Consider the following 19,073-nt stretch of genomic DNA (forward strand, 5'->3'; position numbering starts at 1 on the left):
TTGCCACAATCCACGATCCGCTTTCCGCCGCAGATCCCGCTGTCCATGACCGAAATTTCCGCCGCGCTCGCGCGCAAGATCGCCCAGACCATCGCCGGGGAAATCGGCGCGCAGACCGCGCAGGTCGTCTCCGCCGTCGGCCTGCTCGACGAAGGCGCGACCGTGCCGTTCATCGCCCGCTACCGCAAGGAAGTCACCGGCGGCCTGGACGACACCCAGCTGCGCAACCTCGAGGTCCGGCTGGGTTACCTGCGCGAGATGGAAGACCGGCGCGCCGCGATCCTGGCCAGCATCGAAGAACAGGGCAAGCTGACCGGTGAACTGCGCGCCGACATCGAGGCCGCCGACAGCAAGTCGCGCCTGGAAGACCTGTACCTGCCGTACAAGCAGAAGCGCCGCACCCGCGCCCAGATCGCGCGCGAGGCCGGGTTGGAGCCGCTGGCCGACGGCCTGCTGGCCGATCCGTCGCAGGTGCCAGAGGAATTCGCCGCCGCCTTCGTCGATGCGGAGAAGGGCGTGGCCGACGCCAAGGCCGCGCTCGAAGGCGCGCGCGCGATCCTGATCGAGCGCTGGGGCGAGGACGCCGCGCTGCTCGGCGAACTGCGCCAGTGGCTGGATACCAACGGCGTGATCCGGGCGAAGGTGGTCGAAGGCAAGGAAGCCGCCGGCGAGAAGTTCCGCGACTACTTCGACCACGCCGAGCCGCTGGCGAAGATCCCTTCGCACCGCCTGCTCGCCCTGTTCCGCGGCCGCCGCGAGGAATTCCTGCAGCTGGAACTCGAGCCGGGCAGCGATGTCGACGCCGGCAACGCCTACGCCGAGGGCCGCATCGCCCTCCGCGCCGGCATCGAGGACCGCGGCCGCGCCGCCGACGCCTGGTTGCGCAACGCCTGCCGCCTGGCCTGGCGCGCCAAGATCCACCTGCACCTGCTGCTGGACCTGTTCAACCAGGCGCGCGAGAAGGCCGAGGCCGAGGCCATCCCCGTGTTCGGCGACACCCTCAAGGCCCTGCTGCGGGCCGCGCCCGCCGGTCCGAAGGCCGTGCTCGGCCTGGATCCGGGCCTGCGCACCGGGGTCAAGGTCGCCGTGGTCGACGCCACCGGCAAGCTGGTCGCCACCGACACCATCTACCCGCATGAACCGAAGCGGCAATGGGACGCCTCGCTGGCATCGCTGCGCAAGCTGTGCGTCTCCCATGGCGTGCAGCTCATCGCCATCGGCAACGGCACCGCCTCGCGCGAAACCGACAGGCTGGCCGGCGACCTGCTCAAGCTGGTGCCGGAACTGAAGGCGCAGAAGATCGTGGTCAGCGAAGCCGGCGCCTCGGTGTACTCGGCCTCGGAGCTGGCGGCGAAGGAATTCCCCGGGCTCGACGTGTCGCTGCGCGGCGCGGTTTCGATCGCCCGGCGCCTGCAGGATCCGCTGGCCGAACTGGTCAAGATCGAGCCCAAGGCCATTGGCGTGGGCCAGTACCAGCACGACGTCGACCAGTACCGGCTGGCGCGCGCGCTCGACGCGCGCGTGGAAGACTGCGTGAACGCGGTCGGCGTGGACGTGAACACCGCCTCGGCCGCGCTGCTGGCGCGCGTGTCGGGCCTGTCCTCGACGGTGGCCGAGAACATCGTTTCGTTCCGCGACCAGAACGGCGCCTTCGCCTCGCGCAAGTCGCTGCTGAAAGTGCCGCGGCTGGGCGAGAAGACCTTCGAGCAGTGTGCCGGCTTCCTGCGTATTGCAGATGGCGAACAGCCGCTGGACGCCTCTTCGGTGCACCCGGAAGCCTACCCGGTGGTCGAGCGCATCCTCGCCGGCAGCGGCCGCCAGGTGAAGCAGATCATCGGCGACAGCGCCTTCCTGCGCGCGCTCCGGGCCGAGCAGTTCACCGACGAAAAGTTCGGCCTGCCGACCGTGCGCGACATCCTCAAGGAGCTGGAGAAGCCCGGCCGCGACCCGCGCCCCGAGTTCAAGGCAGCGAAGTTCGCCGACGGCGTGGAGGACATCAAGGACCTGCGCCCGGGCATGGTGCTCGAAGGCGTGGTCAGCAACGTCGCCGCGTTCGGCGCGTTCGTCGACATCGGCGTGCACCAGGACGGCCTGGTCCACATCTCGGCGCTGTCGGACCGCTATGTGAAGGATCCGCGCGAGGTCGTGAAGGCCGGCGACATCGTCAAGGTCAAGGTGCTGGAGGTCGACGTGGCGCGCAAGCGCATCGCCCTGACCCGGCGCCTGGACGACGAACCCGGGCAGGCGCAGCCGCGTGCGGGCGAGCGCGACGCGCGCCGCGACGGCGGGCGCCCGGGCAGCGCGCCGCGCGGCGAACGCGGCGGCGCATCGGACCGTGGCAATGCATCCGACCGCGGACGCAGCAACGCACCACGCCCGCAACAGCAGGCCGCGCCGTTCAACAGCGCGATGGCCGACGCCCTCAAGGGCCTGCGCCGCAGCTGACCCGTAGAGCCGGGCTTGCCCGGCTACCCACGCCTGAAGGACGAGAGGCTGGAAGAGCAGCGGGGCAAGCCCCGCTCTACGCCGCGGCCGTCGAGAACTCTTCGAACGCGGCCAGCGCATTGGCGGCATACATCAGCGACGGCCCGCCGCCCATGTACACAGCCACGCCCAGCATTTCGCGGAACTCCTCCGGGGTGGCGCCCAGGCGCACCAGCGCCTTGGCGTGGAAACCCAGGCAGGCATCGCAACGGTTGGCGACCCCGATCGCCATCGCGATCAGCTCCTTGGTCTTCTCGTCCAGCGCGCCGGGCGCCAGCGCCGCCTTGCTCAGGGCACCGAAGCCCTGCATCACCTCGGCATTGTGGGTGCGCAGCGCGGTGAGGTTGCGCGAGACCCCGCGGGTCAGGTCGGTATAGGAAAGATCGGCGGACATGGTTTTCTCCTCGGTGTCCAAGGGTTGCTGGCCGGGCGGCGACCCGGGCCGGACGCTCATCGTTTCCTGCCGCCGGCACCGCGGCGCCGCACCGGTGCGCAGTAGATCCCGTGCAGGGTCTGCATCACCGCCGCGGCCGGCCCCGGCGCAATCGAATAGAAGATGCTCTGGGCGTCGCGCCGGGTCAGCACCAGGCCTTGCTCGCGCAGCACGGCCAGGTGCTGCGACAGCGCCGACTGGCCCAGATCGAGCTGGCCCTGCATCTCGCCGACCGAGCGCTCGCCGCCCGCCAGCAGGCACAGCACCTGCAGCCGTTTCTCGTTGGCCAGCGCCTTGAGCAGCTGCGCCGCGTCGCCGGCATGGGCCTGCATCGCCTCCAGGTCGAAGGCCGGTTGCGCCTGGGTACGGGCCATCGTCATTCCATGCTCACGGGCAGGCCTGCATTGCGCCACGCCTGGAACCCGCCGGCAAGCGACCGGACGTCCCCGAAGCCGAGCTGGCGCAGGCTGTCGGCCGCCAGCGCGGAACGGCCGCCGCTGAGGCAGTAGAGCAGCAGCGGCCGCGACGGCTGCGCCAGCGCATCGCTGGTGCTGCACGCCATCGCCGGATGCGCATGCACCTGGAACTCGAGCACGCCGCGCGGCAGGTTCACCGCCCCGGGCAGGTGGCCGCCGGCGAACTCGGCCGGCTCGCGCACGTCGATCAGCACCACCTCGCCGGCAGGCCAGGCCGCGCACTCGCCCGGCTCGACCTCGCGGATGCGCGAGCGGGCGGCGGCGACCATTTCATTCACGGTCATGGGCACGGGAAGTTCCTGATATCAGTTGACGCTAATATAAGACAATGCTAATTTGATTGCAAGCCGATGGAACCCGTCCATCGCATCGCAGACAAGGAGATCTCCCATGAACATCGATCGCGCCGTCCTCGCCTTCGCCGGCACCATGATCCTGGCCAGCGTGGCGCTGGTGTATTTCGTCTCGCCGTGGTGGTTGCTGCTGACCGCCTTCGTCGGCGTCAACCTGCTGCAGTCCAGCGTCACCGGCTTCTGCCCCACGGCGGTCGTGCTCCGCAAGCTGGGCGTCTCCAGCGGCAGCGCGTTCAAGTGAGGCCGATGCCGTGAGGACGGATGCGACCGGCGCCCTGCGCCTGCTGGCTCCGCTGGCACTGGCCGTCGCGCTCGCCGCCTGCGGCGGCACCGGGGACATGCCCGCGCCGGCGCCGATCGAAGGCCTGGAGACGCAGGTGGTGTCCACCGCCGCGGACGGCGGCGCGCGCGCCTGGGACGGCGTGGTCGAGGCCGTCCGCGAAGCCGGGCTGACCGCGCAGACCCGCGGGCGGGTCGCCGAAGTCCTGCACGACGTCAACGACCGCGTGGCCGCCGGCGAGGTACTGGTCCGGCTGACCGCGGTCGAACAGCAGGCCGGCGTCGATGCCGCCCGCGCGCAGCTGCAGCTGGCCGAGGCCACCTACAGGCGCATGGCCGGCCTGGCCGAGAACCAGTACGTGTCGAAGATGCAGCTCGACCAGGCGCGCGCCGAGCGCGACGCGGCGCGCGCGCGCCTGGTCGATGCCGGCCAGCAGAGCACCTACACCACGATCCGCGCGCCCTACGCCGGCATCGTCAGCGCGCGCGAGGTCGAGCCGGGCGAGAGCGTGGGCATCGGCCAGCCGCTGATGACCGTATTCGCGCCCGATGCGCTGCGCATCGAGTTGAGCGTGCCGCAGTCCGATGCCGATGCGATCCGTGCGGATCCGGCCGCACGGATCGCCTTCGACGATGGCCGCAACGTCGGTGCCACCGACGGGGTCGTGTTTCCCGCCGCCGACGTGGCGACCCACGCGGTCAGGGTGCGCGTGCAACTGCCGCAGCTCGCCCCGGCGCCGCAGCCGGGCATGACCGCCAAGGTCGCCTTCCCCGCGCTGGCCGGCGCCGCACGGCCGCGCGTGCCCGCCTCGTCGCTGGTGCGGCGCGGCGAGGTCAATGCGGTCTACGTCCTGGCCAACGGACGGCTGATGCTGCGCCAGCTGCGACTGGGCGCCCGCGACGGCGACAGCGTCGAAGTGATCGCCGGGCTGGAGCCGGGCGAGGTCATCGCCGCCGATCCGGTGGCCGCGGTGCAGGCACTGGTGGCCGCGCGCAGGAACGAAAAGTGACATGAATGCGCACGACAGCCCCCGCCTGGGTATTTCCGGCCGCATCGCCCGCGCCTTCCAGGAAAACCCGCTCACGCCGATCCTGGCGATCGTGGGCCTGCTGCTCGGCCTGGTCGCAGTAGCGATCACCCCGCGCGAGGAAGAGCCGCAGATCGACGTGACCATGGCCAACGTCATCGTGCCGTTCCCCGGCGCCGATGCGCGCCAGGTCGAACAGATGGTGGCCTTCCCGCTGGAGCAGAAGCTGGCGGAGATCGAACAGGTCAAGCACACCTATTCGATCAGCCGCCCGGGCATGGCGGTGCTGACGGTCGAGTTCGAAGTCGGCGTGGAGCGCCAGCCGGCGCTGGTGCGCCTGTACGACAAGGTGTTCTCCAACCAGGACTGGATGCCGCAGGGCCTGGGCGTGGGCCAGCCGGTGATCAAGCCCAAGGGCATCGACGACGTGCCGGTGATGGCGCTGACCCTGTGGACCGACGATGCCGATGCGTCGGCACGCCAGGGCTTGCCGTGGCGCAGCGCCATCGAGCTGGCCGAAGTGGCGCACAGCCTGGAGAACGAGCTCAAGCGCATCCCCGGCACCCGCGACGTGGCCACCATCGGCGCCCCGGAGCGGGCGCTGATGGTGACCCTGGATCCGGCGCGCCTGGCCAGCCACGGCCTGACCGTGGGCGACCTGGCCGGTGCCCTGCAGGCGGCCAACCTGGCCCGCCAGGCCGGCGAACGGGTCGGCGGCGACGGCGTATCCCAGGTCACCTCCGGCCAGTTCCTGGCCGACCGCCAGGACGTGGCCAGCCTGGTCCTGGGCATGTCCGGCGGCCAGCCGGTGCGGCTGCAGGACGTGGCCACGATCACCGATGCGGCCGACACCCCCGCCCGCTACGTCTGGCACGGTGCGCCGGCCGGCCGCGACGGCCCGGCCAGCGGCATGGCACCGGCGGTCACCCTGGCCATCGCCAAGAAGCCGGGCGCCAACGCGGCCGACATCACCGGCGCGGTGCAGGAGCGGGTCCAGGCGCTGCGCGGCCAGGTCATTCCCGAAGGCGTCCAGGTCACCGTCACCCGCGACTACGGCCAGTCGGCCAGCGACAAGGCCTGGACCCTGATCAAGAAGCTGTTCTTCGCCACCAGCCTGGTGGTGCTGCTGGTGCTGTTCGCGCTGGGCCGGCGCGAGGCGATCGTGATCGGCTCGGCGGTGGTGCTGACCCTGGCGGTGACCCTGTTCGCCTCCTGGGCGATGGGCTTCACCCTCAACCGGGTGTCCCTGTTCGCGCTGATCTTCTCCATCGGCATCCTGGTCGACGACGCGATCGTGGTGGTGGAGAACATCCACCGGCACATGGCCCGGGGAGGCAAGACCCTGCGCGAGGCGATCCCTCCGGCAGTGGACGAGGTCGGTGGCCCGACCATCCTGGCCACCTTCACCGTGATCGCCGCGCTGATGCCGATGGCCTTCGTCAGCGGCCTGATGGGCCCGTACATGCGCCCGATCCCGGTCAACGCCTCGGTCGGCATGCTGCTGTCGCTGCTGATCGCGCTGGTGGTCACGCCGTGGCTGTCGCTGAAACTGCTCAAGCGGCATGGCCCGGCGCTGGCCGATGGCGCGCACGCCGATGACGGGCGGGGCGACGGACACGCGACCGGGACGATGGCCGCGCGCCTGCACCGCCTGTTCGAGCGCCTGATGGGGCCGTTCCTGGATCCGGAACACGGCACCCGCCGGCGCCGGCTGCTGTTTGCCGCGATGGCCGCGCTGGTGCTGCTGGCCGCCAGCCTGGCCGGATTCAGGCTGGTGGTGCTGAAGATGCTGCCGTTCGACAACAAGTCCGAGCTGCAGGTCGTGGTCGACCTGCCCGAGGGCCGCACCCTGGAGGACACCTCGGCGCTGCTGGCCGAGCTGGCCACCGTGCTCGACCGCACCCCGGAAGTGCTCCACTACCAGGGCTATGCCGGCACCGCCGCGCCGATCAACTTCAACGGCCTGGTGCGCCAGTACTACCTGCGCCAGGGCGCCAACGCCGGCGACCTGCAGGTCAACCTGGTCGACCGCCACCAGCGCAGGCGCAAGAGCCACGACATCGCCGTGGCGCTGCGCCCGCAGTTGTCGCGGATCGGCGAGCGGCACGGCGCCTCGGTGAAGGTGGTGGAAGTGCCCCCGGGGCCGCCGGTGCTGTCGCCGATCGTGGCCGAGGTCTACGGCCCGGACTACGACCGCGTCCGTGCCCTGGGCCGGGCGCTGGAACAGCGCTTCCTGGCCACCGAAGGCATCGTCGACGTCGACACCAGCGTGGAGGCCGACGCTCCCCGCGAAATGCTGCTGGTCGACCGCGTCCGCGCCGCGCGCCTGGGGGTGTCGCAGGCCGACATCGCCCAGACCCTCGCGTCCGGCCTGCAGGGCCTGGATGCCAGCCACCTGGTCGACGGCAGCTCCAAGTACCCGAGGCCGATACGCCTGCGCCTGCCACCGGCAGACCAGGCCAGCCTGGACGGCCTGCTCGCGCTGCGCGTGCGTGGCGGCACAGGCCAGCTGGTGCCGCTGTCCGAACTGGTGCAGGTGCGCCGCGACGGCTGGGACGGCGCGATCCACCACAAGGACCTGCTGCCGGTGGTGTACGTGACCGGCGACGAGAGCGGCGACGCGGACAGCCCGCTGTACGGCATGTTCGACCTGGTCGGCCAGGTGGCCGGCAACCGCATCGCCGGGCAGGTCCTGTCGCAGTCCTTCATCCGCCAGCCGGCCGATACCGCCGGGTTCTCGATCAAGTGGGACGGCGAATGGCAGATCACCTACGAGACCTTCCGCGACATGGGCATCGCCTACGCGCTGGGCATGGTCCTGATCTACCTGCTGGTGGTGGCGTACTTCCGCGACTACGTGGTGCCGCTGGTGATCATGGCCCCGATCCCGCTGACCGTGATCGGGGTGATGCCCGGCCACGCATTGCTGGGCGCGCAGTTCACCGCCACCTCGATGATCGGCATGATCGCCCTGGCCGGGATCATCGTGCGCAACTCGATCCTGCTGGTGGATTTCATCAACCACCTCGTCGCGCGCGGGCACGCGCCCGGGCAGGCGGTGATCGATGCCTGCGCGGTGCGCGCCCAGCCGATCGCGCTGACCGCGCTGGCGGCCATGGGCGGGGCGCTGTTCATCCTCGACGATCCGATCTTCAACGGCCTGGCCATCTCGCTGGTGTTCGGCATCCTGGTCTCGACCGTGCTGACCCTGGTGGTCATCCCGCTGCTGTACTACTCGCTGCTGTCGTTCCGTTCGCGCAAGTGCAAGCCCGAGGAGTCCTTCGCATGAACCCGACCCCGTTCCGCTTCACCGCCCTGGCCGCGTGCCTGGCTATCGCCACCACCGCCGGTTGTGCGCGCCTGCCCGCGGCCGCCGCCACTGCCAGCGATGCCGGCACGCCGACGCCCGCTGCACCGGTGGCCGCCGACAACGATGCCGGCCTGGCCCGGGCCAGCGCCGCCGCCATGGCCTTCAGCAGCCAGTTACGCAGCGAACTGCTGGCGGCGATGGCCGCCGGTGGCCCGGTCGCCGCAGTGGACGTGTGCCACACCCGCGCCCCACGCATCGCCGGGATGGTGATGACCGAACACGGCGTGCAACTGGGTCGGGTCGCCCTGCCCGGTCGCAACCGCAATCCAGCCCAGGCCGCCGACGACTGGAGGCTGGCCACGCTGCAGGTGTTCCAGCAGGCGGTGGACGCTGGCGCACCGGCGGCCGAACAGGTCTCGGTGGTCCGCGACGGCCTGCCCGACGGCGTGGCGTTGCGGATGATGCGCGGCATCGCGACCGAGCCGGCCTGCCTGGCCTGCCATGGCAGCGAAGTGGCCGGTCCGGTCCGCGCAGCCATCGCCAAGCGCTATCCCGGCGACCAGGCCACCGGCTTCGCCGTCGGCGACCTGCGCGGCGCGTTATGGGTGGAGGTGCCGACCCCCGCCGCGCCAGGACCGGCCGCGCCGTAGGCAGCCTGCCGATCCGGACTGGCGCACGTCCGCGGAGATGATCGCCTGGCCTGCGTTGCAGCCGCCCTCCAGGCCACGCGGCCGCGCACGGCGGCGGCTACCACTCCAGCGTCAGGTTGACCGCGAAGCTGCGCCCCGGCTGGGTGTGGAAGCCGATGCCGTCGTCGTCGGCCGTGACCCCGCGCACGCCGGCCCACTCCCAGTAACGGCGGTCGGCGAGATTGAGCAGCGCGGCGTTGACGCGCACGCCCGGCCGGGGCTCGAACCAGCCGTACAGGTCGAAGCGTGCGTATCCCGGCGGCGCGAACAGCTCGCCGGTGCTGTGGTCGATGCGCTGCTTGCCCTGCACCGCCACCAGCACGCCCTCGCCGCCCCAGCGGCCGCCGCCGTCGTCGTAGCTCAGCCCCAGCGTGGCCCGCGGCGGATCGACGGTGTTCAGCGGCAGGTCGCGGCGGGGGTCCTCGCCCCCGCTCCAGGCCACCGCGCGGCGGACCTGCCAGTCGCCTGCGCTCGCGGCCGCGACCGGCAACTGCCACAGCAACTCGGCCTCGATGCCGTGGATGCGGGCGCGGTCGCGGTTGACCGACTGGAACACCAGCGAACCGGTGCCCGGATCGATCCCCAGGTTGGCGCGCGACTCGATCAGGTCGCGGTAACGGTTGTCGTACAGCGCCGCGCTGGCGCGGACCTGCCCGCCGACGTAGCGCCAGCCCAGTTCCAGGCCCTGGCTGTGCTCCGGGCGCAGGTCGGGGTTTGCACGGACCTCGTAGTTGTAGACCGGCAGCGACAGCCCGATGTTGACGTCGCCGAACGGCGGCGCGCGGAAGCCGCGCGCGTACTGGACGAACACGCTGTGGCCGTTGCCGAACATCCAGCGCAGCGCCAGCCGCGGCGTGGCCTGGCGCGTCTCCACGTCGACCGGCGGATTGTCCGGGTAGTCCTCCAGGTACACCGCGTCCGGATGCGCACGCAGCCGGTTCCATTCCGCGCGCAGCCCCGGCACCACGGCGAAGCGCTCGCCCAGGCCGATCTCGTCCTGCCAGAACAGCGCGGCGCTGTCGGCGTCGGTGTTGGGGAAGTCGCGCACCGGCAGCTGCTCGCCCAGGATCGTCGTGCTGGTCTGGCCGGTGCGCAGGTTGGTTTCCAGGCCATCGCGCAGGCCTTCGTAGCGCGTGCTGGCCAGGTCCAGGCCGTAGACATGCCAGTGCCGCGCGCGCGCGCCCTCGTGGCGCGCCTGCGCCAACAGCGAAATTCCGGCCGCGTCGGCGGCGTAGTCGAAGCGGCGCCAGCGCAGCGATTCGAACGGAGTGACGCGATCGGGCAGGCGGTACTGCTCGCTGTCCTGGCGGATATCGGTGCCCTGCCAGTACAGCTGCGCCTCCAGGTCCTGCATCCACGCGCGCGCCAGGGGCCATGCGCCGGCCAGGCTCGCCCGGGCGCGGCGCTGGCGGTCGTCGGCGCCCAGGCGGTAGGTGGTGTTGAAGCGGCCGCTGCCGAAGCGCAACGAGTTGACCTCGGTCTGCCGTGACGCGTCGCTGGCCTCCAGGGCCAGCGTATAGCGGCCGCCCGCGGCGGCGTCGCCGTGCGCCAGCTTGGCGAGCATGCCGCGGCGGTAGTAATCGGTCGGGTTGGGCGCGTCCTCCGCTCGCCAGGCGCGGTTGCCGGCCTCGTGGCCGCGACGCTCGGCGGCCATCGCCATTGCCTGCCAGCCCTCGGCCGATTCGCCCGCCCAGCTGGCCGACAGCAGGCGGCTGTCGTCGATGTCGTCGTAGCCCAGGCGCACGCCCAGGTAGCGGTTGCCGCCCTTGCGCGCCAGCAGCGCCTCCGGGTCGAGGGTGCGGAACGCGACCACGCCGGCCAGCGCGTCGCTGCCGTACAGCGTCGAGGCCGGGCCGCGCTGGACCTCGACCCGCTCCACCGCCTCCAGGTCGACCAGGTCGCGCCCGGCCGAGGCGAACTGGCCGATGCTGTAGTCGTCGGCCAGCGGAATGCCGTCGACCAGGATCCGCACCCGGTTGCCTTCAAGCCCGCGGATCGAAAAGCCGCGCGCGCCCCAGCGGTGGCCGTCGGCGACCACCGCCACGCCGGGCACGTAGCGCACCAGGCTGGCCGGGTCGCGTACCAGGCGCCGGTCCAGTTCCTCGCGCTCGATCTTGGACACGCTGGCCACGACCTGGCTGATCGGCTCCGGCGCGCGGCTGGACACCACCACCACGGTGTCCAGGGTGGTGGTCCGGTCCGCTTCGCCGACGACCTCGGCGGCGGCGGCCACGCCGGCGCCGGCCAGGAGCAGGGGAGCGATGAGCAGTGTGGCCAGGGACCCTCCGCGTCGTCCGTTGAACCCGGAAGTAGTATGGTGCACGCGTGTACTGGCCGCCCTGACCCGAGTCAATCCCTATCCGCGCGGCGCTTGACCTGGATCAAGGCCGGCGGTCGGCGCGAGCGGAGAATCAGGCCTGCCCGCAACCCAGCGTGCCCAACGTACGGAGCGTCCATGAACCGCTCGATACTCGCCCTCGCGGTCGTCCTGACCCTCGCTGCCGGCAGCTACCGGATTGCCACCCACGACGCCTTCGCCGCCCCGGGCGATGCCGCCCAGCCCAGCGGCGAAAAGGTGTACCTGGACAACTGCTCGGCCTGCCACCAGCCCGATGGCAAGGGCCTGGCGGGTGCCTTCCCGCCGTTGGCCAAGTCCGACTGGATCGCCGGCAAGTCCCCGGCCGAGGTCGCCGCCACCGTGCTCAAGGGCCTGGAAGGCGAAGTCGTGGTCAACGGCGTGACCTACAACAGCCTGATGCCCGCGCAGAGCCACCTGAGCGACGCCGACATCGCCGCCGCCGTCACCTATGTCCGCAGCCAGTGGGGCAACCCCGGCGGCGGCATCGATGCCGACGAGGTCAAGGCGCTGCGCAGCACGCTGGCCGTGTCCAGCGACCCGGCCCAGGGCGAAATCCATCCCGGCACCAGCCAGGCCCAGGCCGCCTACGAGGGCGCGCCGTCCACGCTCAAGGGCGCCGACGTCAAGCAGGTGCGCACGCCCGGCGCACCGGACATGACCGAGGCCGAATTCGCCCGCGCCAGCGAGATCTTCTTCCAGCGCTGCGCCGGTTGCCATGGCGTGCTGCGCAAGGGCGCCACCGGCAAACCGCTGACCCCGGACCTGACCCAGGCCCGCGGCACCGACTACCTCAAGGCGCTGATCACCTACGGTTCGCCCGGCGGCATGCCCAACTTCGGCACCGGCGGCGAACTGAGCGCCGACGAAGTCAACCTGATGGCGCGCTTCCTGCAGCACACCCCGCCCAATCCGCCGGAGTGGGGCATGAAGGAAATGCTCGCCAGCTGGAAGGTGTTCGTCCCGGTGGAGAAGCGCCCGACCAGGCAGATGAACAGCTACAACCTGGACAACATCTTCGCGGTGACGCTGCGCGACTCGGGCGAGGTCGCCCTGATCGACGGCGACACCAAGGAAATCGTCAACATCCTCAAGACCGGCTACGCGGTGCACATCTCGCGCGTGTCGCATTCCAGCCGCTACATCTACACCATCGGCCGCGACGGCAAGATCGACCTGATCGACCTGTGGATGAAGGTCCCCGAACGCGTCGCCGAGATCAAGATCGGCCTGGAAGCGCGCTCGGTCGAAACCTCCAAGTTCAAGGGCTTCGAGGACAAGCTGGCGATCGCCGGCGCCTACTGGCCGCCGCAGTACGTGATCATGGACGGGCCGACCCTGGAGCCGATCAAGATCGTCTCCACCCGCGGCATGACCGTGGACACGCAGGAGTACCACCCCGAGCCGCGCGTGGCCGCGATCGTCGCCAGCCACGAGCACCCGCAGTTCATCGTCAACGTCAAGGAGACCGGCCACATCCTGCTGGTCGACTACTCGGACCTGGACAACCTCAAGACGACCCGGCTCCAGGCCGCGCGCTTCCTGCACGACGGCGGCTGGGACGCGAGCAAGCGCTACTTCCTGACCGCGGCCAACAACAGCGACAAGATCGCCGTGGTCGACTCGCGCCTGGAGAAGATGGTCGCCCTGATCGACGTCGACAAGATCCCGCACCCGGGCCGCGGCGCCAACTTCAACCATCCGAAGTTCGGGCCGGTGTGGGCGACCTCGGCGCTGGGCAACGAGAACATCACCCTGATCGCGACCGATCCGGAGAAGCACCCGCAGTACGCCTGGAAGGCAGTCGACGTGCTCAAGGGCCAGGGTGGCGGCTCGCTGTTCGTGAAGACGCACCCGAACTCGCGCAACCTGTGGGTCGACACCACGCTCAACCCCGACGCGGCGATCAGCCAGTCGATCGCGGTGTTCGACACCGGCAACCTGGACAAGGGCTTCGAAGTGCTGCCGATCGCCGAATGGGCCAACCTCGGCGAAGGCCCGAAGCGGGTGGTGCAGCCGGAGTACAACAAGGCCGGCGACGAGGTCTGGTTCTCGGTGTGGAACGGCAAGGACCAGCGCTCGGCGATCGTGGTGGTGGACGACAAGACGCGCAAGCTCAAGGCGGTGATCGACGACAAGCGGTTGATCACGCCGACCGGCAAGTTCAACGTCTACAACACCGTCAACGACGTGTATTGATCTGCTGACGGGGATCCAGGGCACGGGCGCGGCGCAAGCCGCGCCCGTTTCTTTTCCCGGCAACCAGGAAGCCGGCGGGACGGGCGGTTGCCCCTGATGGCGTGGCTACACCGCGACGCGGGTACTGCGCCGCTGCCGCTCCAGGTGCACCAGCAGCAGCGAGATCGCCGCTGGGGTCATGCCGGGGATGCGCTGGGCCTGGCCGATGGTCTGCGGGCGTACCCGCTCCAGCTTCTGCTGCACTTCGGCCGACAGGCCGCGCACGGCGGCGTAGTCGAACTGCGCGGGAATCGCGGTTTCCTCGTGGCGCTGCTGGCGCGCGATCTCCTCGCGCTGGCGGTCGACGTAGCCGGCGTACTTGACCCCGATCTCGACCTGCTCGGCCACCCGCGCATCGTCCACGCCCGGGCCCAGCGAGGGCACCCGCATCAGCGCCGCGTAACCCAGCTCCGGGCGCCGGATCAGGTCCAGCGCACTGGTCTCGCGGCTCACCGCCACGCCCAGCGTCGCTTCCACTTCGCGGCCCAGTGCGTTGGCCGGCGTGGCCCACAGCGCGCGCAGGCGCGCGGTTTCCGCCTCGATCGCCTCGCGCTTGGCGGCGAAGCGCGCCCAGCGCGCATCGTCGACCACGCCCAGTTCGCGGCCCTTCGCGGTCAGGCGCAGGTCGGCGTTGTCCTCGCGCAGCTGCAGCCGGTACTCGGCGCGGCTGGTGAACATGCGGTACGGCTCGCTGGTGCCGTGGGTGACCAGGTCGTCGACCAGCACGCCCAGGTAGGCCTCGTCGCGGCGCGGCGCCCAGCCTTCCTGCCCGCGCACATGGCGCGCGGCGTTGAGGCCGGCGAGCAGGCCCTGCGCGGCGGCTTCCTCGTAGCCGGTGGTGCCGTTGATCTGGCCGGCGAAGAACAGGCCCGCCACCGCCTTGGTCTCGAGCGTGGCCTTCAGCCCGCGCGGGTCGAAGAAGTCGTACTCGATCGCGTAACCGGGCCGGGTGATGTGCGCGTGCTCGAAGCCGCGGATGCTGCGCACCAGTTCCAGCTGCACGTCGAACGGCAGCGAGGTGGAGATGCCGTTGGGATAGATCTCGGCCACGTCCAGCCCCTCGGGCTCGACGAAGATCTGGTGCGAAGCCTTTTCGGCGAAGCGCACCACCTTGTCCTCGATCGACGGGCAATAGCGCGGGCCGACGCCTTCGATCTGGCCGCTGTACAGCGGCGAGCGGTCCAGCGCGCCGCGGATGATCTCGTGGGTGCGCTCGCTGGTGTGGGTGATCCAGCACGGGACCTGGCGCGGGTGCTCGCCCGCGTCGCCCAGGAACGACATCACCGGCAGCGGGTCGTCGCCGGGCTGTTCGTCCATCACCGAATAATCGAGCGTGCGCCCGTCGATCCGCGGCGGGGTGCCGGTCTTGAGCCGGTCCACCGCGAACGGCCGTTCGCGCAGGCGCGCGGCCAGGGTGGTGGCCGGCGCGTCGCCCATGCGCCCGGCGCTGTACTGGGTCTGGCCGATGTGGATCCTGCCGGCGAGGAAGGTGCCGGCGGTGAGCACCACCGCGGGCGCCTCGAAGCGCAGGCCGGTGCTGGTGACCGCGCCACGCACGGCGTCGCCTTCGATGAGCAGGTCGTCGACCGCCACCTGGAACACGGCCAGGTTTTCCTGCGCCTCGACGATCCGCCGGATCGCGCTGCGGTACAGCGCGCGGTCGGCCTGGCAGCGGGTGGCGCGCACCGCCGGGCCCTTGCTGGCGTTGAGCGTGCGCCACTGGATACCGGCCAGGTCGGCCGCGTGGGCCATCGCCCCGCCGAGCGCGTCGATCTCCTTCACCAGGTGGCCCTTGCCGATGCCGCCGATGGCCGGGTTGCAGCTCATCGCGCCCACGGTCTCGATGTTGTGGGTCAGCAGCAGGGTGCGCGCGCCGGCGCGCGCCGAGGCCAGCGCGGCCTCGGTGCCGGCGTGGCCGCCGCCGATCACGATCACGTCGTAGCGGTGGAAGGAGGAATTCATCGGGGTGTGACGCGGATCACGATGGAAGAAAACGGCGCGATTCTACGCCAGCGCCTGGCAGCGACTTGGCACGCTTCCTGCGGTAACTATCCCGTGCACCCACCGCGGCAAAGTGTCGGGGGACGCCGGCTGGAATTGGAACAGGGGCCAGCCATGCGCGCGGAGGGGAAGCCGAGGGGCCGGCAGTCGGGGGACTGCCGGCCCCTGTTTTTTTGCGCGGGCGCCGCGTCCGTGAATCGCGTCACGAAAACAGGCAGCCCGGCCAGGGGCCGGGCTGCGGAAAGGGCGTCGACGTCCGACAGGGCCGGAACAGGGGGGATCCAGATTTCCCTGCCGGACATCGACATGGTCGTAGCCGTGCGGGTCAGAACCTGACGCGTCCGGTCACTTCGCCGGGCTAGCTTGCGACCAGTCCACGGCCAAAGCAAGGCCTTTCTCAGGGGTTCTCCGTGCTCTCCGTCGCATTCTGGCGCCGGCTCGTGGAATTGCGCGAGTGGCCGGCGGGACGCGAATCGCCGCGCGCTTCGGCCCGCCGCTCGCGCGGCTGCGCCTGCCGCGGTGACGGCTCCGCTTCGCGGTTGGCGAAGCGTGGGCCGACGGCGGCACCGGTGCGTGGACCGGCGTCGCCCCCCTGGTAGCCAGGACGCGGGCCAGCGAACGGACGCTGCGCCGGTGAAGGACCGCGACCGGCCTGGCCATCGCTACCCGTGAATTCCCCGGCACCGATCGCGCCGGCGCGCGGCGTCCGCGGCGGGCGCGGTGCGTTGCCATCGACGATCCGGTCCAGGTCCCGCCAGGGTGCGCGGTCCAGCGGCGGATTGGCGCCGGCGTGCGGCGGCGGACGGTCGGGCTGGCCGCCAGGGCGCGGCGGATGCACGGGCGGACGCGGGTAGTGGTGCGGCGGCCGGTAATAGCCGCCTCCCGGGTAGGCGTAGGGCCGCGAGTAGTAGTACGGAGAGCCGTAGCCGACGCCGAGCGCCCAGCCCGGGGTGTAGCGGTAGCCGTAATAGGGCGAACCGTAGCCGTACACGCCATAGCCGTAACCGCCGTAGCCCGGCACGTGGTTGTACTGCACCGACGAGCCGCCGCTGTAATAACCGCCGCCGTCGTCGACGTAGCCGTAGCTGGCGCAGCCGCCCAGGGCCAGCGCGCATGCCAGGCCGGTGAACAGTCGCAGTTTCATGGCGCCCCCCTCGGTGTTACATGCAATTACACGATGCGGCCAGCATCGGCAGCGCGGATTGAATCCGTGCTTAACCCCGCCCGGACCTTGCTGTACCGCTCAGCCCGCGGACAGCCGCCCCGGCCCATACGTTAACCTTTGCCGCATGAGCGACGACCTCCCGACCGCCGACGACGTCCTCGCCGCCGCCGCGCGGATCGCCGGCCACGCCAGCCTCACCCCGGTGCTGCGCTCGCGCACCCTCGACGCGCTGGCCGGCTGCGAGCTGCATTTCAAGGGCGAACACCTGCAGCGCGGAGGCGCGTTCAAGTTCCGCGGCGCCTGCAACGCGGTCTGGTCGCTGCCCGAAGCCGAGGCCGGCCGCGGCGTGGTCACCCATTCCTCCGGCAACCACGGCGCGGCCCTGGCCCTGGCCGCGCGCAGCCGCGGCATCCCCTGCCACGTGGTCGTGCCCGACGGCGCGGTCGCGGCCAAGCTGGCCAACATCCAGCGCCACGGCGCGACCCTGTGGCGCTGCGAGGCGACCCAGGCCGCGCGCGAGGCCACCTGCGCCCAGGTCCAGGCCTCCACCGGCGCGCACCTGGTCCATCCCTATGCCGACGCGCGGGTGATCGCCGGCCAGGGCACCGCGGCGCTGGAACTGGTGGCCCAGGCCGGGATCCCGGACATCGTGGTGGTGCCGGTGGGCGGCGGCGGGCTCGCCGCCGGTACCGCCCTGGCCCTGGCCAGCGCCGCACCGGGCTGCCGCCTGGTACTGGCCGAACCGGCCGGCGCCGCCGACACCGCCCGTTCGCTGACCGCCGGCGAGCGCCGCATCGATTTCGTCCCCGACACCGTCTGCGATGGTCTGCGCGGCGCACTGGGCGCGCCCAACTTCGCCCTGCTGCAGGCCAGCGGCGCCGAGGCCATCGTGGTCGACGACGCGGCGACCCTGGCGGCGATGCAGCTGGCCTGGCAGGTGCTGAAGCAGGTGATCGAACCGTCTTCGGCGATCGCGCTGGCCGCGGTGCTGGCCGAACCGGCGCGTTTCGCCGGCCGCCGCGTCGGCGTGGTCCTGTCCGGCGGCAACGTCGACCTGGGGGCGCTGCCTTGGCGCGGCTGAAGGGCGCCGGCAAGACGCGTCGCCGCGGCATCGGCGGCTGGCTGTGGCGCCTGCTGCTGCTGGCCGTGCTGTGGCTGGCGGCGGTGGCGGCATGGATCGTCTGGGTGGGCCAGCGCGACCAGGCCGCGCAGGCCGACGCGATCATCGTGCTCGGCGCGGCGGCCTACGACGCGCGGCCTTCGCCGGTGTTCGAGGAGCGCATCCGCCATGGCCTGGACCTGTACCAGCGCGGCTACGCGCCGGTGCTGATCTTCACCGGCGGCTATGGCAACGGCGCGCGCTTCGCCGAATCGCAGGTGGCGCGCCGCTATGCGCTCAGGCGCGGGGTGCCGGAGTCGGCGATCCTGATCGAATCGGCCTCGCGCACCACCCGCCAGAACCTGGTGCAGGCTCGCGCGCTCATGCAGAAGCGCGACCTGCACCGGGTGATCGTGGTCAGCGACCCGCTGCACATGTCCCGCGCGCTGCGCCTGAGCGACGAACTGGGCATCGACGCGCTGGGCTCGCCCACGCCGAGCACGCGCTTCCGCACGGTGCAGACCCAGTGGCGCTTCCTGCTGCAGGAGGTGTACTTCTTCCACCGCGACCTGGTGGCCCGGGCGGCGTGACGAAACGCGGCGTGGCTGTGCGTATCATGGCCGCGCCCCAACCATGCTCCGCAGGCGAACGATGAAGATCGATGGCACCCGCCGCCAGGACCGCGCGATCGAACTCGTGCTGGGCTACTACGCCGCGTTCAACCGCGGCGACCGCGAAGGCATGCTCGCGCTGCTGGCCGACGGCGTGATCCACGACCTCAACGAGGGCGAGCGCCAGATCGGCAAGGAGGCGTTCGCCGCGTTCATGCAGCGCATGGACGCCAGCTACCGCGAACAGCTGCGCGACATCGTCGTGTTCGCCAGCCAGGACGGCGACCGCGCCGCGGCCGAGTACGTGGTCCACGGCGAATACCTGCGCGACGACGAGGGCCTGCCACCGGCGAAGGGCCAGAAGTACGTGCTGCCCGGCGGCGCCTTCTTCGACATCCGCGACGACCGCATCGCGCGGGTGACCAACTACTACAACCTGCAGGACTGGATCGGCCAGGTTTCGCGCTGACGCTTTTCCTGTAGGAGCCCACTTCAGGGGGCGACCCGACGACGCTGGAAGGCGCTGCGCTCAACGCGTCGCTTCCGGATGG

Annotated in this window: 15 protein-coding genes; 9 read left to right on the plus strand and 6 right to left on the minus strand. The window is 71.1% G+C overall.

Annotated features, from left to right (window positions below):
* Positions 1 to 45: 45 nt before the first annotated feature.
* On the plus strand, positions 46 to 2,445 hold the full coding sequence (locus tag CSC64_RS03185; protein WP_162433877.1) for a Tex family protein: 2,400 nt from the start codon (positions 46 to 48) through the stop codon (positions 2,443 to 2,445).
* Between the two features lie 76 nt (positions 2,446 to 2,521).
* On the opposite strand, the gene CSC64_RS03190 is transcribed toward CSC64_RS03185, so the two are convergent.
* From CSC64_RS03190 to CSC64_RS03200, 3 genes are read right to left on the minus strand one after another with little or no spacing between them, the layout of a single operon-like run.
* Positions 2,522 to 2,878 carry a carboxymuconolactone decarboxylase family protein gene (locus CSC64_RS03190; protein WP_162433878.1) on the minus strand — a complete coding sequence of 119 codons (357 nt, stop codon included), beginning with the start codon at positions 2,876 to 2,878 and terminating at the stop codon, positions 2,522 to 2,524.
* Positions 2,879 to 2,934: 56 nt separating this feature from the next.
* Positions 2,935 to 3,291, minus strand: a complete 357-nt coding sequence (locus CSC64_RS03195) for an ArsR/SmtB family transcription factor (RefSeq protein ID WP_238389738.1) — start codon at positions 3,289 to 3,291, stop codon at positions 2,935 to 2,937.
* A gap of 2 nt (positions 3,292 to 3,293) precedes the next feature.
* Entirely contained in the window at positions 3,294 to 3,677 is a 384-nt protein-coding gene (locus CSC64_RS03200; RefSeq protein WP_162433880.1) for a rhodanese-like domain-containing protein, read from the minus strand.
* A gap of 106 nt (positions 3,678 to 3,783) precedes the next feature.
* Here CSC64_RS03200 and CSC64_RS03205 point away from each other — a divergent pair, with 106 nt between their 5' ends.
* From CSC64_RS03205 to CSC64_RS03220, 4 genes are read left to right on the plus strand one after another with little or no spacing between them, the layout of a single operon-like run.
* Positions 3,784 to 3,987 carry a YgaP family membrane protein gene (locus tag CSC64_RS03205; RefSeq protein WP_162433881.1) on the plus strand — a complete coding sequence of 68 codons (204 nt, stop codon included), beginning with the start codon at positions 3,784 to 3,786 and terminating at the stop codon, positions 3,985 to 3,987.
* Positions 3,988 to 3,997: 10 nt separating this feature from the next.
* Positions 3,998 to 5,035: an efflux RND transporter periplasmic adaptor subunit gene (locus CSC64_RS03210; RefSeq protein ID WP_238389739.1), complete on the plus strand. Its 1,038-nt coding sequence runs from the start codon at positions 3,998 to 4,000 to the stop codon at positions 5,033 to 5,035.
* Between the two features lies 1 nt (position 5,036).
* The gene (locus CSC64_RS03215) at positions 5,037 to 8,342 is read left to right on the plus strand and encodes an efflux RND transporter permease subunit (RefSeq protein WP_162433882.1); all 3,306 of its coding nucleotides are present in this window, start codon (positions 5,037 to 5,039) and stop codon (positions 8,340 to 8,342) included.
* Positions 8,339 to 9,013, plus strand: coding sequence for a Tll0287-like domain-containing protein (locus CSC64_RS03220; RefSeq protein WP_162433883.1), 675 nt, complete (start codon positions 8,339 to 8,341; stop codon positions 9,011 to 9,013). The genes CSC64_RS03215 and CSC64_RS03220 overlap by 4 nt, the downstream gene beginning before the upstream one ends.
* A 97-nt stretch (positions 9,014 to 9,110) precedes the next feature.
* Here CSC64_RS03220 and CSC64_RS03225 read toward each other — a convergent pair whose 3' ends face one another.
* Positions 9,111 to 11,285, minus strand: coding sequence for a TonB-dependent hemoglobin/transferrin/lactoferrin family receptor (locus tag CSC64_RS03225; protein WP_162433884.1), 2,175 nt, complete (start codon positions 11,283 to 11,285; stop codon positions 9,111 to 9,113).
* 222 nt (positions 11,286 to 11,507) lie between these two features.
* On the opposite strand from CSC64_RS03225, the gene CSC64_RS03230 reads away from it, so the two are divergent.
* The gene (locus tag CSC64_RS03230) at positions 11,508 to 13,607 is read left to right on the plus strand and encodes a cytochrome D1 domain-containing protein (RefSeq protein WP_162433885.1); all 2,100 of its coding nucleotides are present in this window, start codon (positions 11,508 to 11,510) and stop codon (positions 13,605 to 13,607) included.
* A gap of 105 nt (positions 13,608 to 13,712) precedes the next feature.
* Here CSC64_RS03230 and mnmG read toward each other — a convergent pair whose 3' ends face one another.
* On the minus strand, positions 13,713 to 15,608 hold the full coding sequence (mnmG, locus tag CSC64_RS03235) for a tRNA uridine-5-carboxymethylaminomethyl(34) synthesis enzyme MnmG (RefSeq protein WP_162433886.1): 1,896 nt from the start codon (positions 15,606 to 15,608) through the stop codon (positions 13,713 to 13,715).
* Positions 15,609 to 16,044: 436 nt separating this feature from the next.
* The gene (locus CSC64_RS13920) at positions 16,045 to 16,791 is read right to left on the minus strand and encodes a hypothetical protein (RefSeq protein WP_238389743.1); all 747 of its coding nucleotides are present in this window, start codon (positions 16,789 to 16,791) and stop codon (positions 16,045 to 16,047) included.
* 145 nt (positions 16,792 to 16,936) lie between these two features.
* Between CSC64_RS13920 and CSC64_RS03245 the strand changes: the two genes are divergently transcribed.
* The 3 genes from CSC64_RS03245 (at position 16,937) to CSC64_RS03255 (ending at position 18,991) form a co-directional block, all read left to right on the plus strand.
* Entirely contained in the window at positions 16,937 to 17,893 is a 957-nt protein-coding gene (locus CSC64_RS03245) for a pyridoxal-phosphate dependent enzyme (protein ID WP_162433887.1), read from the plus strand.
* On the plus strand, positions 17,890 to 18,501 hold the full coding sequence (locus CSC64_RS03250; RefSeq protein ID WP_162433936.1) for a YdcF family protein: 612 nt from the start codon (positions 17,890 to 17,892) through the stop codon (positions 18,499 to 18,501). Before CSC64_RS03245 ends, CSC64_RS03250 begins: the two co-directional genes overlap by 4 nt.
* A 61-nt stretch (positions 18,502 to 18,562) precedes the next feature.
* Positions 18,563 to 18,991, plus strand: a complete 429-nt coding sequence (locus CSC64_RS03255) for a ketosteroid isomerase-related protein (RefSeq protein ID WP_162433888.1) — start codon at positions 18,563 to 18,565, stop codon at positions 18,989 to 18,991.
* Positions 18,992 to 19,073 lie beyond the last annotated feature (82 nt).

This window comes from Pseudoxanthomonas koreensis, from assembly GCF_010093225.1.
In the GTDB taxonomy this organism is placed as follows: domain Bacteria; phylum Pseudomonadota; class Gammaproteobacteria; order Xanthomonadales; family Xanthomonadaceae; genus Pseudoxanthomonas; species Pseudoxanthomonas koreensis.